Source organism: Streptomyces sp. NPDC002144 (assembly GCF_053593695.1).
On sequence record NZ_JBSFDB010000048.1, the window covers coordinates 18,985 to 34,002 of the forward strand.

The 15,018-nt window shown below is 69.8% G+C and carries 12 protein-coding genes and 1 pseudogene; 2 read left to right on the top strand and 11 right to left on the bottom strand.

Going from position 1 to position 15,018, the window contains the following annotated elements; translation table 11 throughout:
• Window positions 1–152: 152 nt before the first annotated feature.
• The 4 genes and pseudogenes from ACWCQ1_RS42100 to ACWCQ1_RS42115 form a co-directional block, all read right to left on the bottom strand.
• Complete coding sequence (locus ACWCQ1_RS42100) at window positions 153–1,958, bottom strand: right-handed parallel beta-helix repeat-containing protein (RefSeq protein ID WP_451028869.1); 1,806 nt, start codon at window positions 1,956–1,958, stop codon at window positions 153–155.
• Complete coding sequence (locus ACWCQ1_RS42105) at window positions 1,955–3,184, bottom strand: glycosyltransferase (protein WP_133049880.1); 1,230 nt, start codon at window positions 3,182–3,184, stop codon at window positions 1,955–1,957. Before ACWCQ1_RS42105 ends, ACWCQ1_RS42100 begins: the two co-directional genes overlap by 4 nt.
• A gap of 163 nt (window positions 3,185–3,347) precedes the next feature.
• On the bottom strand, window positions 3,348–4,142 hold the full coding sequence (locus ACWCQ1_RS42110) for a hypothetical protein (RefSeq protein ID WP_451028896.1): 795 nt from the start codon (window positions 4,140–4,142) through the stop codon (window positions 3,348–3,350).
• A 3-nt stretch (window positions 4,143–4,145) separates the two neighbouring features.
• Window positions 4,146–4,235: pseudogene (locus ACWCQ1_RS42115) on the bottom strand (hypothetical protein); the annotation flags it as partial.
• Here ACWCQ1_RS42115 and ACWCQ1_RS42120 point away from each other — a divergent pair.
• The gene (locus ACWCQ1_RS42120; protein WP_165955215.1) at window positions 4,219–4,383 is read left to right on the top strand and encodes a hypothetical protein; all 165 of its coding nucleotides are present in this window, start codon (window positions 4,219–4,221) and stop codon (window positions 4,381–4,383) included. The pseudogene ACWCQ1_RS42115 and the gene ACWCQ1_RS42120 sit on opposite strands and share 17 nt — an antisense overlap.
• A gap of 1,091 nt (window positions 4,384–5,474) precedes the next feature.
• On the opposite strand, the gene ACWCQ1_RS42125 is transcribed toward ACWCQ1_RS42120, so the two are convergent.
• The 6 genes from ACWCQ1_RS42125 to ACWCQ1_RS42150 form a co-directional block, all read right to left on the bottom strand.
• Window positions 5,475–6,539: a Dyp-type peroxidase gene (locus ACWCQ1_RS42125; protein WP_451028870.1), complete on the bottom strand. Its 1,065-nt coding sequence runs from the start codon at window positions 6,537–6,539 to the stop codon at window positions 5,475–5,477.
• A gap of 59 nt (window positions 6,540–6,598) precedes the next feature.
• Window positions 6,599–8,230: a preprotein translocase subunit SecA gene (locus tag ACWCQ1_RS42130; RefSeq protein WP_451028871.1), complete on the bottom strand. Its 1,632-nt coding sequence runs from the start codon at window positions 8,228–8,230 to the stop codon at window positions 6,599–6,601.
• Window positions 8,231–8,434: 204 nt separating this feature from the next.
• Window positions 8,435–9,031 (bottom strand): Hint domain-containing protein, encoded by a 597-nt coding sequence (locus tag ACWCQ1_RS42135; protein WP_451028872.1) that lies wholly within the window; start codon window positions 9,029–9,031, stop codon window positions 8,435–8,437.
• A gap of 78 nt (window positions 9,032–9,109) precedes the next feature.
• Window positions 9,110–9,238: a hypothetical protein gene (locus ACWCQ1_RS42140; RefSeq protein ID WP_451028873.1), complete on the bottom strand. Its 129-nt coding sequence runs from the start codon at window positions 9,236–9,238 to the stop codon at window positions 9,110–9,112.
• Between the two features lie 43 nt (window positions 9,239–9,281).
• A complete protein-coding gene (locus ACWCQ1_RS42145) occupies window positions 9,282–10,955 on the bottom strand; it encodes an amidohydrolase (protein WP_451028874.1) in 1,674 nt (557 codons plus the stop codon).
• Window positions 10,945–12,417 (bottom strand): purine-cytosine permease family protein, encoded by a 1,473-nt coding sequence (locus ACWCQ1_RS42150; protein ID WP_451028875.1) that lies wholly within the window; start codon window positions 12,415–12,417, stop codon window positions 10,945–10,947. The genes ACWCQ1_RS42145 and ACWCQ1_RS42150 overlap by 11 nt, the downstream gene beginning before the upstream one ends.
• 231 nt (window positions 12,418–12,648) lie before the next feature.
• On the opposite strand from ACWCQ1_RS42150, the gene ACWCQ1_RS42155 reads away from it, so the two are divergent.
• Window positions 12,649–13,332, top strand: coding sequence for a TetR/AcrR family transcriptional regulator (locus tag ACWCQ1_RS42155; protein WP_451028876.1), 684 nt, complete (start codon window positions 12,649–12,651; stop codon window positions 13,330–13,332).
• Window positions 13,333–13,496: 164 nt separating this feature from the next.
• Here the strand turns inward: ACWCQ1_RS42155 and ACWCQ1_RS42160 are convergent, their stop codons facing one another.
• Window positions 13,497–14,993 (bottom strand): amidase, encoded by a 1,497-nt coding sequence (locus ACWCQ1_RS42160; protein ID WP_451028877.1) that lies wholly within the window; start codon window positions 14,991–14,993, stop codon window positions 13,497–13,499.
• Window positions 14,994–15,018: the final 25 nt, after the last annotated feature.

A 15,018-nucleotide genomic window follows, 5' to 3' on the forward strand; every position in this document is an offset into this window, starting at 1 on the left:
AGCGGGCCGGTGCCTCAGCTGCCTGCCGAGGAGCCGGGCGGGGCCGGGCAGGTGTGCGTCGGCGGGCGCGGCAGGAGCTTCGGCGGTTCGGGGGCGGGCGGGTGGCCCGGTGAGCGGTGTCTCCCCGTCCCCGGGGGCGGCCCGCACCCGGGTCACGCGGTGTTCCGCACGTGGGCCGCAACCAGGGGCCGCGGTGTCCTGCGGTGGCGGACCTGGTGGATGGTCTGGAGCAGAACGGCGAGGGTGAGGGCGACCAGCGCCGCGAACCCGAGCCAGGGGAACGGCGGGAGGGTCACCTCCGTGTGCCCGAGCCGCTTGATCGTGCCCTTCCCGGACAGGGCGGTGGGGGCCCTCACCCGCGAGTCCGTGATGCTGATCCACGCACCCGCGTCCGCCTGGATTCCCTTGCGCTCGGCGAGAATGTCCAGGCCCTGGGCGTCGGCGTGCACGCCGGAGGCCAGGTGCATTCCGCGCCGGGCATCGCTGACGGTCAGCTTCTCCAGCCGGGCGGAGGCGCCGAGGTCGACGGCCGTGAGGGCGCCGCTGACCGACCCTCCGCTGACCGTCAGCCCCGTGGACGCCGAGGCCAGGCCCTTGCCGGAAACGCCGCTGATCCGAACGCCGGTCAGGACGACGCCTCTGGTGGCGTCGGAGGCGGTGACTCCGTCCCGGCCGCCGTGGACGACGACGGAGTTCAACGCGGCATTGCTCGCGTGCCCGTAGATCGTGACGCCGGTGCCGGCGCCGCTGACGGTGGTGCCGTCCACCCGGACGTCGGGCCCGCCGATCGCTATGCCCCGGTCGAATCCGCTGATCGTGCCACCGGTGACGGTGGCACCGGTGATGTCCGGGGCGAGCGTCACCCCGGCGCCGTCCGCGCCCCCGGTGAGTCGGGCATCGCGTACGGTCACCCGGGCGCCCTGGCCGGAGATGCTGATCGCGGAGGGCGCGCCGTCCACCACGGTTTTGTCGAGGGCGCAGGAGACGCAGGAGATCAGCCGGACACCGCCGCCGGCGTCGTGGTGCGATGCGGTTGCCGTGAGCGTCAGGCCGTGCTGGGCGGTGGCTTTGATGCCGGTGCCGTGGCTGTCGCTGGTGGTGACGTCGGACAGACTGCGGCGGTCGGTGCCGCCGACCGTCACACCGTTGCCGCCGCTGCCCTCGACGGTCAGCCCGCGCACGGTGGTGCCCCGGTCGCCGTCCAGGACGACGCCGTCCTGGACGGCACCCTTGACGGTGACGTTGTCGAGTTTCACGCCGGTCGACCTGGTCAGTCGCAGGCCGGTGCGGTCGCCCTGGAACGTGGAGCCGGTGGCGGAGCCGGTGGCGGCCCGCCCCCAGGTGACCCCGGACTCCCGGGCCGGGGCGTCGGCGCGGCCGAGGCCGGTCACTTCCGCGTCGTCGATCGTCATGCGGCCCCCCGCCCCCATGGCAAGGTACGGGCGTCCGGCCAGGTCAGCGGGGGCCGGGGCGGGCCCGTCCGCGGCCGCGGAGGCCAGGGTGACACCGTCGATGTCGAGGGTGGCCCGGCTGCCGCGGATCCAGGTGCCGGACGCGGCGGTCTTCCCGGCGGTCATCAGCACGGTGGGCGTGCGGCGGCCCATCTGCAGGGTGGCGCCGGGAGCGAGCAGCACGGCCGTGTTGATCCGCACGGTCTTGGACCCGCCCGCCTTCACTGGTGCGTAACCGATCCACTCCCCGCCCGCGTTTGCGGCCAGCCAGCTCAGCGGGAGCGGTCCGTACTGCGGGTACAGGCGTTTCACCACGGAGCCGTGACTGACCAGGGCGACGGTGCCGGGCCTGATCACCATGAGCCGGTCCGGGCGTCCGCTGCGCTGCCAGGCGGCGACGTCCGGGTCGCCCCCGGTGCCGCCTGCGGCGTGGGCGGCGGGTGCGACGGCGGCCAGCAGGGCGAGGGCGGCGAGGGCGGCGCGTGCGACGCGGGTGGCGTGTCTCATGCCGCGGCCTCCGCTCCGGCGGGCTGGGCGGTCCTGACCACGACGCCGTTCTCCACCGAGACCTGCCGGGTCAGCCAGCGCTGCTTGCGGATGGTGGCGAGCGCGCAGAGCTTGACGACCGCCATCATGAACGAGACCAGGACGAAGCCGGGCACCAGGAAGAACGACGACGGCTTGCGCACCAGGTGCGGAAGGATCTTCATCGACCGGCTCACCCACCACCAGCCGGCCAGGCAGGCGACGAAGAACCAGTCGTGCCGGATGATCGCCCAGGTCATGAAGAAGGGCGAGAACAGCAGGGTGAAGCTGCTGACCCCCTTGTCGATCATGGTGTAGGCGAGGAAGGGGTGCCGCCAGACCCAGCGGCGTGACAGCGCCCTCAAGTCGGAGCGCCAGGTGTTGCGGGCCCAGCGGAGCCGCTGCTTGAGGAAGATCCGCAGCGTGCCGGGGAAGGTCGACCAGACGCGGGCGGAGCGCTGCATGTAGGTGAGGTGGCCGCGCTCCAGAATCAGAGTGGTCAGCCGCTTGTCGTCGCCCGACATGCAGGGAACGCCCAGGAACGTCTCCGCCATGAAGTCGTCGGATATCTCCAGCAGCAGTTCGCGCCGGTAGACGGCGGTGCGTCCGGACAGGCACGAGACGGCGCGGCCCATGACGGTTTGCGCCGCGTTCTCGTCGAAGTACCGGTAGTCCAGGTACATGTCGTTGACCCGCTGCAGGAACCCCTTGGGGTTGTAGACGTTCTGCCGGGTCCCCACCCCGCCGATCCTGGGGTCGGCGAAGGGCTTGCAGACTTCCCGGGCGACGTTGTCCGCCCAGATGGTGTCCGAGTCGACCAGCGCCACCAGGTCGGCGGAGCATGCCTCCCACCCCTTGCGCAGGGCGTCGCGTTTGCCGGGCACGTCGGTGACGACGACGGTCACGGGATAGCGCGCCGCGATGTCCTGACAGGCCTGGTCGGTGACGTCGATGACCAGGACGACCTCGGCCACCTCGTTCGCCAGCCACGACTCGATCGCGTGGGCGAAGATCTCCGGATCCTCCTGGTACACCGGCACGACGATGCCGAGCGGGAGGAAGTGGTCGTTCTTCACGGGCTGGTAGAGAGCCGCGGGTGCCCGCCGCACGAGCCAGCAGGCCCAGCGGACCAGGCCGAGTATGCCCAGCGGCAGGTAGACGAGGTAGTACCGGAAGTCCAGCAGGGTGGTGTCGAATAGTCCGCTCATGGGCCTGTTCTCGTTGGGTCCACAGGTGTCTGACAGCCTCCGCCGTCGCGCCGTGCGGCGCGGCAGCGGAGAGAGATGCCCGGCGGCCGGGATCCGGCCCGGACCGGCCGGCCCACGGGGTGGGCCGGCGCGGAACCGTGTCGGGCTGCGCCGGCCGCCGGGCCTAGGCGGTCAGGGCCTCGGTCTCCAGTTCGGCCACCTCGGCGAGCTTGTCGTTCACGGTGACGACCGCTTTGAGCAGCGGCATGTCGACGCCGATCGACGCGGCGAGGCCGAGGAACCCCTGGGTGTCCTTCGGTAGGCAGACACCGCCGTACGGGGCGCCGCCCCGGATGCCGTAGTACGGGTTGTACGAGGCCTCCGCCGAGCGGGCCACGGTCTGGGCGATCGGGTCGAGGTCCAGACCGAGGTGCTGACCCACCAGCCACATCTCGTTCCAGAAGCTGATCTTCGTGGCGTTGTAGATGTTGTGGGCGCACTTGACGAACTCGGCCTCGGCGGGGTTCGAGAAGACGCGTGTCTCACCGCCGAAGGGCGCCAGCAACTCGGCCAGTCGCTCCCGGGTGCGTACGCTGCGCGAGGCGATGACGGTCATCCACGGGTGGCGGAAGTCCTCGACCGCGGTGGCCGCGCGGAGGAACTCCGGGTTACTGGCGAGTGAGAAGCCCTCGCCGGCGGTTTTCCCTGAGTGCTTCTCCAGCAGCGGCTGCACAAGGCCCTCGGCCGTGCCCGGCGGGACGGTGGAGCGGACCACGACGATGTGCGTACCTGCGGCGTCGGCCAGCGCGTCACCCACGGAGGCGGTGCCCGCCTCGAACGCGGACAGGTCGTAGCGGTGGCCGACGTTGGGCGTGGGCAGCGTGAGGAAGACGAACGCGTCCGGCTCGGCGCTGAGGTCCAGTTCGGCACGCGCGTCCAGCCCCTGGGAGCGCAGGTAGTCCAGGCGCTGCGGCGCCACGTCGATAAAGGTCACCTGATGGCCGGCGTGGAGAAACCCCTTGCCAGTGGCTGTTCCGACAACTCCGGAACCGACGATGAAGATCCTGGCCATTGAATCATTCTCCTATTCGGATTCGGGCGCCTGCGGGCACGCCGAACACGGAAGCGGAATGCAGAGATTCGGCGACAGGGAAGGGAAAACACCACCCCGCGCGAAATACGGTGAAGAACAGCGCCAGCCGCGCGGCGAGCGCCATTGACGGTAAATTTACCGAGACATTGCGGCATCGACACGCCTCCCAGGCGTGCTGCCGATGATGCGACGGCGCGAGACGGCGCCGCCGATGCCCCCCAAACCCCCTGTCAGTACTACGCCAAGCGAAGAGACGCCCCCCTTGGTGCCCGTCGCCCAAATTCGGACAGTACGAAGTTATACACGGGATCTACACACCTGCGGGAGCGCGGCTGTTAATTGCCTATGTCGGAAAAGTAAAGGCCATCTCCAGTGCGAGTGCTCCGACGCATGCCGGATTCCACTTGACCGCCCACATCCCGACGACGATGGAAACGCTCTCATAGCAAACAGAAACACCGCCAGGGCAGCGCGCGATTACATGGCCTATACACATCTACGCACGACTTTCACATCCAAGACCGCCCGCGAGCGGCCCTCCGCCGGCTCCGGACCGGCTGGTCAACTGAGGCGAGGAGGCCGACAGGGGTGCTCTTCGGCAGCGTCGGGCAGCCGGCGCGAGAACGTTCAGCCATGCCGGGGCGGGGCGACGCCTCTTTGCAGACGAGGAACACCGCATGGCCGGGATGTCGTCGGCGACCGCATGCCGCCGTGGACCTGTCCTCAGTGGGCCACGCCGCCCGAGAGCGGTCCGTGGCGCACGTTCATGAACGAGACATGGCCGGTGGTCCACCGCCGTGTGCCCTCGACGGCCCGCGCAGACGAGGTGAACAGCGGCGGGGTGAACAGCGCCTTGGACGGCTTCGACGCCGCCGGCTGTGCCGGTTCACTGGCGCTGGACTCTCCTGGCGTGAACCGACCACCCCTGTGTCGGGCGAGGGTGAGCTTTCAGCTGAGAGGCCATTGCGGTGGGAGAGGACCAGGGTGAGGGGCGTGTGGCTTGCATCGCCGCGTCGTACGCGTGGAGGCGTCCCCGGACGGATCCCGTGTGGCTGGTTGCTGGGTACCCCAGATGGGCGGGTGAGCTGGGGTGGTGGCGGGCGGAGGCGGTTGCCGTTTGGTGGGATGCTCCGTGGAGCCTTCGACTGGGCGATCGTCCCCGTGGATAAGAGGCCAAGGCTGTTTGTGCTGCCCTGACATGACGTCGCAGGGTGGTTGTCAGGCCAGTGCGTGGAGCCAGGTGTCGCCGGGTGGGGGGACGAAGAAGTATCCGCCACCGATGGTGAGGGTGTATTTGGCCATGGCTTCGCCCTGCAGCCCTCTCTGCACGGCTTCGAAGCCCTGGGCGAGGTCGTGTTGGAAGCAGGAGAAGATCAGTCCTTGGTCGTCGGTTCTGTGGTGGTAGTTGTAGCCGCGGCGGACCAGGGGTGGGGGATGGCGCCGGTCGGGGGCTGCTCTGCGTACGTGTGCGTCGAGGGGTGTGATCTTGCCGTCGGGGTCTGAGGTAAAGGCTGCTCGTTCGTCGTTTGGGGTGCCGTCGAGCCAGCGGCCGTCTTGTCGGCGGCCGATGATGCGTTCCTGTTCGTGGATGGTTTCTTTGTCCCAGAAGCCGGTGGCGAGTTGGATGATGCGGATGACTTGGTAGCTGCCGCCGACTGTCCAGGCCGGCTCGTTCTGGTCGGCGGTGATGATCGCACGGCGGGTGATTTCGGGTGCGGTGGCGGGGTTGCCGTATCCCTCGGTGAAGTGGAACGGATTGCGGGCCAGTCCCCGGCCGTGTTCGGTGCGGTTTTCGGGGCGGTGGCCGGCCAGGCACCACCGCACGTTCCATTGCGGCAAGGCGTGCAGCGTCTGGTCGGCGGCTTCCTTGACCGCACGGGTCGAGGTCCCGGTGACCTGCAGCAGAAGGTCACCGTGTGAGTGGGAGGGCTGGAGTACGTCGCCGGTGAAGGAGGGCATGCCTTTGAGCTGGCTCGGTGCGTCAACACCGCCGGGCAGACCGGCCGCACCGAGCGCCATCCAGGCGGCCGTCTTTGCTCCGTCGATGGCTGCGACCCGCCGGTGTACGGTCCTGAGCGCGTCGATACGGTGCTTTTCGCTGACGTCCAGATCCAGCGAGATGACCTGCGCATACGGCAAGGGGGCCGCCCCGCGCAGAGGCGCGGGCGTCGACGTCTTGGGGGTGGGTTCGTCTTTGAGTACGGCGGCACCGACGGCGCCCAGACCGCCTATGCCGAGGGCGGTGGCAAGTGAGGTCGTCAGGATCGTGCGTCTGCTGCTCATCGTCGGCCGGAAGCCCTTCGGGGGTTGGGACCGTGGGAAGCGGTGAGGGGGCCTGTCCGTCAGGCGGGGTGCAGGGCTTGGCGGGCTACCGCACGCTCGACGTCGGTGCGGATGTTGTCGTAGACCGCGCTCAGTGCTTCCTCAAACGGCGCGAGGTGATCGGGCCAGTACAGGTCGCGGTAGTGCATCTCGGCCTGGGCCTGATAGACGGCTGCCTGATCGAGTGCGGAGTGAAGGGCCCGGCGCTGCCTGTCGGGATCTGTCGTCAGATGGTCATCGCAGACGGCGCGCGCTCTGATCCGGGCCTGGTCTGCGATCGTTTGCGTATCCCCGCCGCCGGTCGGCTGCTCGAGCAAGAGGTCGGTAGCCAGCGCGCCGAGGGAACGGCGCAGTTGGGGGAGATCACCGTTGTGGTCGCCGATGGCCTGTGTCACGGCGGCGTCGACCAGGCGATGCAGCAGGGTCTGCAGCTCGTCTGGTTGCCAGCTGCGCTCGCGCAGGCCATACAGTTCGGTGCGCTGCTGTGCGCCGAGCCGGCTCCACTGGGCGATCTGACGGTTCAGCGCCAGGTAGGCGGCCATCTGCGGCGCGTGCTGCTGTTGGGTGCGCAGTTCATCGGCCTCGCGGCGGTCCCACACCGTAAGGTTGAAAAGCTCCTCGAGTTCGGTGGTGAACATCAGTGGGGCGAGCGATGTGCCGCCCACATGGGAGTAGCGCCGGACGTATTCGAAGACCGAGATCGTCGCTGTGATCCACTGGGTGTCGGTGACCGTCACGCCTTCCTTGGTCTCGATCGCCTGGAGCAGTCCCCCGCGCAGGCGCACCCCACCGGGCAGGGCCCCGGAGGGCAGGGGAGTGACGGTGCCGTGGGCAAGGTCGTAATCCCTGCCCCGCGTGTAGCAGTTCGCCGCGGCGAGCGCCTGCGCGATGCGCTTTTCCAGCAGCAGGGTCTGCATACTCGCGGTATCGGTGACGCCGAAGGCGTCGTGCACACGCTTGCGTCCTTGCGATGTCAGCCGTACCAGAGCACGTTCTGTGTCGATGGCGTAGTCCTGGCCCTTGTCCAATGTGGCGGCCAGGCGGGCTGCCGTGCGTAGCGCGTCTGCCGGGGAGGCGTCGTCTTCCAGCAGCATCGACGGCTCGGCGATCGGGGCGATCAGCACGTGTCCCGGATCCGTCACCACCGTTGCGGACACGCCCCGGCTGATGCGGTCATACGGCGTTTGGGCCTGCCGGTCATGCAGAAGGTCCAGGGCGAAGCGCCGGTAGGTCCCCACAGTGACGTCGGCGCTGTAAGCCGCGCTGCGCTCTGCTTCGTCCATGCCCTCGTGCAGCACGCTGACCGTGATGCCCAGGGGGCTGTAGACGGCCGCGGCGAGCTTTCCCTCTTCCTCGGCCTGCCGCTCATCGGGCGTGATCATATGGACGCCGCCGTCGGCCAGTACGTGCAGAGATCCGGCCAGGTACCGGGCACCGCGCAGTCGTTCCTCCCCGGCGGTCCGGCCGCCGTGGATCATGGTGCGGCTGGTAAGGCGGAGCGCCATCTGCCGGGCCTCGTCGTCGAACGCCACACCCCCAACTGCCGCGGCCGGCCGGCCGAGGACAGCGAGTGCCGCGTGGGAGAGGGCCTCCAGCGTCTCTCCTGCTGCGGCACGGCGCCTCAGGTCCTCGATTGCGGAACGCGCGTCCATCCAAGCTCCCAACTCGCGTATCAGCCGCCTCCGGGGAAGTGCCCGGGCAAGTGCATGTCGGGCAGCTTGTCAACGAAACGTGCGAAGGCCTCGGTCGCCTCGCCCGTACGGGTCTTGGGACCCTTCTCATCGATTTCGATGCGGCCCTCGAAGCGTCCCTGCCCGACCCGGTCCGTCCCGGGCGGCCGATACAGCGGGGAGTCCTCAGGGATGGTCCAGGTTCCGTCGGCGTTGCGGAATCGCTCCTGTGGTGAAGTCCGGCTTGATCGCGGCCGGGTCGACGCCGCAGTTGTGGACGAGAACAGACGTCGTGCCTGCGATCACATAGTAGGTGTGCAGGCGGTCGACGGTGAGGTTGTAGACCGTGGTGTGTTCGGTGTGCCGGCGCAGGGCGGTGATCTGTACCCAGGTGCCGGCGCTCGTCTGCAGCCACTGTCCTGCGGTGAGCTCGCCGGCGTTGATCCACCGGTGAAGCTCGGGAACCCAGAAGGGATGGCCATCCGTGGCGGTGAGGGTGCTGGTCTTGGTGCCTGTTGGGCCGTCGGTGTCGAGGGTGATGTCGATGAGGTGTTTGTCGCCGCTGCCTTTGACCAGGGCGGTGACTGTGTGCGGGCCGCTGTCGCCGGTGTCCGGGTCGGTGGCGAGCACGGTGTCGCCGACGTCGACGTCCTTGATGGCCTTGCGGGTGCCGTCGGCCATCAGCACGGGGGTATCGCCGGTGAAGCTGTTGGGGAAGGCGCAGCTGCCCAGTTTGGAGCCGAGCCGGCCCTCTGCCAGGGCGCCGAGGCCTTCGCCGAGCATGCCGGACAGGCAGCCGATGACGGCGGACTGGCCGACCTGGCCCCAGTTGACCTTGCGTCCGGACAGGCGCTGGGTGAGTCAGTCCGTGCCGCCGTCGATGAGGCCGCCGATGACGCAGGCAGCGATCAGGGGGTTGTTGCCGGTGGGGTCGGTGTAGGTGGTGGGAGAGGACAGGGCGTACTCGTACAGGTTCAGCAATGTGTTCACGTGTCCGCGGTGCTCCAGGGGCGGGCCGTGCCGGTGGGCCTGTTCAACCGGCCTCGTGCACGACCTGCCCGGCGGCGACCGTGAGCACGGCCTGGGCATCGGCCAGCGGCGCCCGGTCCGGTGTGGCGAAGCCGTGGGCGAACAGGTCGCGGTCCAGCAGCACCAGGTCGGCGCGGCGGCCGACCGCCAGGTCACCCGCCTGCCCGTCGTGGTTGACGTAGGCCGAACCCGCCGTGAAGGCGTCCACGGCGGCATCGAGCGGCAGCCGCTGCTCGGGCAGGAAAGGCGCGTTGCCACGGTTGCCGGGGTCGGTGCGGGTGATCGCGACCTCCAGTTGACGCAGCGGATCGGCGGTGGTGACCGCCCAGTCGCTGCCCATGGCCAGGCGGGTGCCGCAGGCCAGCAGGTCCGCGAAGGGGTATTGCCGCCGTGCCCGCTCGGGGCCGATGCCCGGCACCGTCAGGTCGTCCATCTGGGGTTCGCTCATGGCCCAGAACGCCTGGAGGTTGGCGACGACGTCCAGTTGGGCGAGGCGCGTGATGTCGTCGGGGTGGATCAGTTGCAGGTGGGCGATGTGGTGGCGTCGGTCGCCGGCGCCGTTGGCGGCGCGGGCGGCGGCCACCGCATCGAGCGCGTTGCGGACCGCGCGGTCGCCGATGGCGTGCTGGTGCACCTGGAAACCGTGACCGTCCAGCTCGACGAGAGCCGCGGCGAGCAGTTCCGGGTCGATGTAGGAGAGCCCGTGATGGTCGCCGTGCCCGCCGCAGCCGTCGCAGTACGGCTCCAGGAGCGCGCCGGTGCGGTTCTCCAGCACTCCGTCCGTCATGATCTTCACGGTGGTCGGGTGGAAGCCCGAGCCCAGGTGCGCACCCGGTGACGTGACGGCGAGCCCACGCTCCCGCCGGGCCAGCAGGTCGTCGATCTGCTCCAGACCCCGGTGCCGGTCCCACCACAGCGCGCCGACCACCCGGGCGGTCAGGCGTCCGCCGGCGGCGAGGGACTCGTACGCCTGCTGGGTGGCGGGGGTGACCCAGGCGTCCTGCCAGCCGGTGATGCCGAGGGCGTGCAGATGGCTCTGGGCCGTGAGGATCGCGGCTTCCCATTCCGCCTGGCCGGGGAGCGGGACGTGGGTGTCGTTGTAGGTGTAGGCGGCGCCCTCGTGCAGGGTGCCGATGGGGTCGCCGGTGACGGGGTCGCGCTCGATGCGGCCGTCGACGGGGTCGGGGGTGCGGCGGTCGATTCCGGCGAGCTCCAGGGCACGGGAGTTGACCCAGGCACCGTGCACGTCCCGGTTGAAGAGGAAGACGGGACGGTCGGGGACTACCGCGTCCAGGTCCTCTCTGCGTGGGGTGCCGCCGGGGAAGTGCTCCATGGCCCAGCCGCCGCCGACGATCCACGGCTCGTCGGGGTTGGCCCGGGCGTAGGCGGCGATGGCGGCCAGGTATGCCTCGCGTCCCACCAGGTCATTGAGCCACAGGCGCAGCAGGTTGCGCCCGGCGAAGGGGGCGTGGACGTGGGCGTCCTGGAAGCCGGGCAGGAGCAGGCCGCCGGGTGCGTGCACCCGTTTTGTGCCGGGTCCGGCCAGCGCGAGGACGTCCGTGTCGTCGCCGACGGCGGCGATCCGCCCACCCCGCACGGCCAGGGCCGAGGCCCAGCGGCCCGCCGAGAGGCGGGCCCGGGCACCGGTGATGACGAGGTCGGCCGCGTCAGTGCGCAAGGTCGAGCACACCTTCCTCTTCGACGACGCGCCGCTCTGCGGGAAGGTCGAGCGAACGGCACAACAGCAGGTAGCTCAGGCCGGCCACGGGCAGGCCGACGAACATGGTGCAGTCGACGCCATCCAGCGCCGAGGCGGCGAAGCCGGTGAACGGGGTGGTGACGACGAACGGGATCATCGCTGCGAGGGCGATGAGATAGGCCAGGTTGCCGCGCCATCCCCAGCGGCCGTACATGCCCCGGGGGTTGAAGATCTCCCGGATCGAGTAGGCGCCGCGACGGACGAAGAAGTAGTCCACCAGATTGATCGCGGTCCACGGTGTGAACAGGTACGCGAGGAAGATCAGTACATTTCCGTAGAAGGAGTTGAACCGGTCCACACCGACGAACTGGGCCACACCCCACACCAGGACGAACATCACGGCGATGCAGACGGCGCGTATGGTCCGGGTCGGCCGCACCGGCTTGAAGCTGTCCCAGATGGAGACGATCGACATCATGCCGCCGTACTGGTTGATCGCCATCACCGACAGCAGGCCGAGCAGAAGCGCCGCGACCACGAACCAGCCGAGCCCGCCGACCAGGCTGTCGGCCATCTGCTTGAACGCGGCCACGGGGGTGGCCTTTGGGTGGGCGGCCGAGGCCACGGCTCCGATGGCGAAGACCCAGATCGCGGACAGCGCGCTGGGCAGGTACGTCCACCAGAAGGTGGACCGTACCCCGACCCGGGCGGGCAGGTAACGGGAGTAGTCGGAAACGTAGGGGGCCCAGCCGAGCTGGAAGCCCGCGACGATCACGAAGACGGTCATGACGGGGCCGGCCTTGAAGCCGCCGAAGGCGAACGTGTCGGCCGTCAGGCTCCGGTCGGCGAGCGCGGCGACCGTGACCAGAACCATCACGCCGACCAGTGGCCAGGTCAGCCACCGGCTCACCCGGTGGATCCAGCGGTAGCCGTACAGCGCGATCACCGCGGCCACGGAGGCGGCGATGAAGTAGCCGTAACTCTCGCCCAGGCCGAACAGGGTGTGCAGGGCATCGCCGGACAGGATCGCGTCGGAGGTGTTGTAGGCGACGTAGTTGACCAGGGCGAAGACCCACACGGTCAGCGCCGCGCCCAGGTAGCCGAACTGGGCTCTGGACTGGACGAGTTGGGGCAGCCCCAGCTGAGGTCCCTGGGCGGAGTGGAAGGCCATGAAGAAGGTGCCGAAGAGCGAACCGAGCACGGTGGCGATCAGGGTCCACATCAGTCCGGCGCCGATGCTGAGGGCCACCACACCGGTGGCCATCGCTGTGAGGTTGATGTTGCCGACGAACCACAGAGCGCCGAGGTGCGCGGGGGTGCCGTGGCGTTCGGCGGCGGGGATCCAGTCGACCGAGTGGACCTCGATGCCGGAGGCCGCGGCGGCGGGGGCGCCGGCCTGATCGGTCGCAGGTGTGGCGGGGGACGGAGCGGGGGTGGGCATGCTGGGCCCTCCTGGCGAGAGCAGGGACGGGGCTTCCGGGGATGAGGATCTGGGTGAAGGGCCCCGGGGAAGGTGCCTCAGTGTGAGAGCAAGTCAACGAGATAGTCAATGGCATGGGCTACGTGAAACGAGAGGTAAACCGAGGAGAAGACGGCACGTAACATCCAAGGGGGCGGTCAGCCCCGGGTCGGCGCGGAACCGACCGCACGCACGCAGAGAGGAATCCCCTTGATGGCGGCCACGCCGCAGCGCAGGCCCCGACGGCCACGGGGCAGTCTCAACCAGCAGGCCATCACCGAGGTCGCCCTCCGGATCGCCGACCGGGACGGCATGGACGCGCTCACCTTCGAGGCGCTCGGCCGTGAGCTGGAGGCTCATCCGACCGCGATCTACCGGCACTTCAGGGACAAGGACGAGTTGCTGCTCGCGCTCGTCGACGCCCTGCACGCCCAGACCACCGCGGGCGGGCTTCCGGTCACCGACGACTGGACCGCGGACCTGCGCGCCGTGGCCGGCCGGATCCACGCCGCCTTCCTGGCCCATCCGCAGGTCGGCCAGCTGGTGGCCGCGCGCACAGCACGGCGGCAGCACGAGTTCGAGGTCGTCGAGCATATCCTCGGCTGTATGCGCCGAGCCGGCCTCGACGAGGTGGAGGCCGCCCGCTGCTACCGGGTCTTCGCCGACGCGGTCCTGGCCTACTCCAGCATGGACGCCGCCCTGCACGCCCTGGACGCCCCCACCCGCGACGCCGACCTGCTCGCTTGGCACGTCGACTACCGCAGACTGCCCGCCGAGGCATACCCGAACCTCGCGGCCACCGTCGACCACATCCCGCCACTGGACTCGCCCGACAGCTTCGCGCTGCTGGTGGACCTCCTGATCACAGCCATCAAAGCCCGGTCCGAGGCCCACTGACCTGCTCTTCGGCCCTCAACCGCAGTCGACTGAGTAGGGGGGACCACACTCCGTCGTCGAGGGCTGGGCAGGGAAAATCGGGCGGCTGGACGATGACTGTCACCGTGCTGCGAGCCGATCCCCCGCCCAGCGGCATGGCAGCGGCCCGGCACGCACGGGACGGGCTACTGGTCATCGTCGAGTGGCGGCTCCAGATGTGCCCAGGGGTGGGCGTCTTCGAGTTGTGCGGCCAGTGACAGCAGCAGTGCCTCGCTGCTGAGCGGGCCGACGAACTGGACACCGAGCGGCAGGCCCTCAGGGGTGCGATACGTGGGCACACTGATCGCGGGGCGCCCGGTGATGTTCGCGAGCTGGGTGAAGGGCACGGGTTCGAGGTTGGCGATGACGGCCTCCTTCCACTGTGTGGTTCTGCTCAGTCGCCCGGCCAGCCCGAGGGAGAGGGCCACGCGGCCCAGCACCCGCAGCAGGGGCGGGGTGTCGAGTTCCCCGATGCGGATCGGCGGGCGGGCCAGGGTGGGGGTGAGTAGCAGGTCGTAGTCCTGGTGGTAGGCGGCGAGTTGGCGGTTGTAGGTGTTCCACCGGTTGTGCGTGGTGATGTAGTCGTTCGCGCGCTGGACGCGGCCGGCCGCGGCTACCAGGTGGGTGTCGAGTTCGAAGCCGGAACGCCTGGCCCCGGTCGCGGCCCGGACCTCGTCGACGGTGGCGGCGAGCGAGGCGGACCACATGGCCAGGAAGTCGAAGGCGAGTTGCCGCTCGTCGATACCGGTGCGGGCGGGTTCGAGCGTGTGGCCGAGCCCTTCGAGGAGTTGGGCGGCCTCCTCGACGGCGGCCACGGCGTGCGGCGATACGGGGGTGCCGAGCGGGGATTGGGTGGCGAAGCCGATCCGCAGGCGCCGTGGTGCACGCCGGGCCAGTTCCGCGTATCCGGCTTCGGGCCTGGCGGGGGCGGGGTAGGGTCCGCCGGGATCGGGGGCGGCGGTGAGCACGTCGAGCAGCGCCGCCGTGTCCCGTACGGTGCGTGAGACCACGCCGTTGACCGCCGCGCCATGGAGGTGTTCGGCGGCGTGCGGGCCGGCGGGGACGAGGCCGCGGCCCGGCTTGAGGCCGAGCAGCCCGCAGCAGGCCGCCGGAATGCGGATGGAGCCGCCGCCGTCGTTGGCGCCCGCGGCCGGGACGATGCCGGCGGCGACCGCGGCTGCCGAGCCTCCGGAGGAACCGCCCGGGGTACGGGACCGGTCCCAGGGATTGCGTGTGGCGCCGCCGGCCTCGGGCTCGGTGATGCCCTTGGCGCCGAACTCCGGCGTGTTGGTCTTGCCGAAGATCACGAATCCGGCGCCCAGCCAACGCCGCACCACTTCGGCGTGCTCGGTGGCGGGCAGCGAGCCAAGCGCCCGGTTCCCGCTGCCTGTCGGCAGCCCCGCGTAGTCCTGCAACAGGTCCTTGATGAGGAAGGGCACTCCGGCAAATGGCCCCGACAGTCTCCGCGTGGACTGCTCGCGCGCCGGCTCGTACATCGGGGTGACGATCGCGTTCAGAGCCGGGTTCACGGCCTCGGCCCGCGCGATGGCGCTCTCCAGCAGTTCAGCCGCCGTCACCTGCCCTGTCGCCACCAGGGCGGCCAGCCCGACCGCGTCATGGGCCCGGTACTCCGCGTAGTCCATTCGCCTGCCTCCATAAAACTAGAGA

Coding starts and splice junctions, on each gene's coding strand:
- ACWCQ1_RS42155 (WP_451028876.1), top strand. CDS start 12,649: ATGGCGGCCACGCCGCAGCGCAGGCCCCGACGGCCACGGGGCAGTCTC.
- ACWCQ1_RS42130 (WP_451028871.1), bottom strand. CDS start 8,230: ATGGACGCGCGTTCCGCAATCGAGGACCTGAGGCGCCGTGCCGCAGCA.
- ACWCQ1_RS42100 (WP_451028869.1), bottom strand. CDS start 1,958: ATGAGACACGCCACCCGCGTCGCACGCGCCGCCCTCGCCGCCCTCGCC.
- ACWCQ1_RS42105 (WP_133049880.1), bottom strand. CDS start 3,184: ATGAGCGGACTATTCGACACCACCCTGCTGGACTTCCGGTACTACCTC.
- ACWCQ1_RS42135 (WP_451028872.1), bottom strand. CDS start 9,031: ATGCTCGGCGAAGGCCTCGGCGCCCTGGCAGAGGGCCGGCTCGGCTCC.
- ACWCQ1_RS42160 (WP_451028877.1), bottom strand. CDS start 14,993: ATGGACTACGCGGAGTACCGGGCCCATGACGCGGTCGGGCTGGCCGCC.
- ACWCQ1_RS42150 (WP_451028875.1), bottom strand. CDS start 12,417: ATGCCCACCCCCGCTCCGTCCCCCGCCACACCTGCGACCGATCAGGCC.
- ACWCQ1_RS42120 (WP_165955215.1), top strand. CDS start 4,219: ATGAAGATCCTGGCCATTGAATCATTCTCCTATTCGGATTCGGGCGCC.
- ACWCQ1_RS42125 (WP_451028870.1), bottom strand. CDS start 6,539: ATGAGCAGCAGACGCACGATCCTGACGACCTCACTTGCCACCGCCCTC.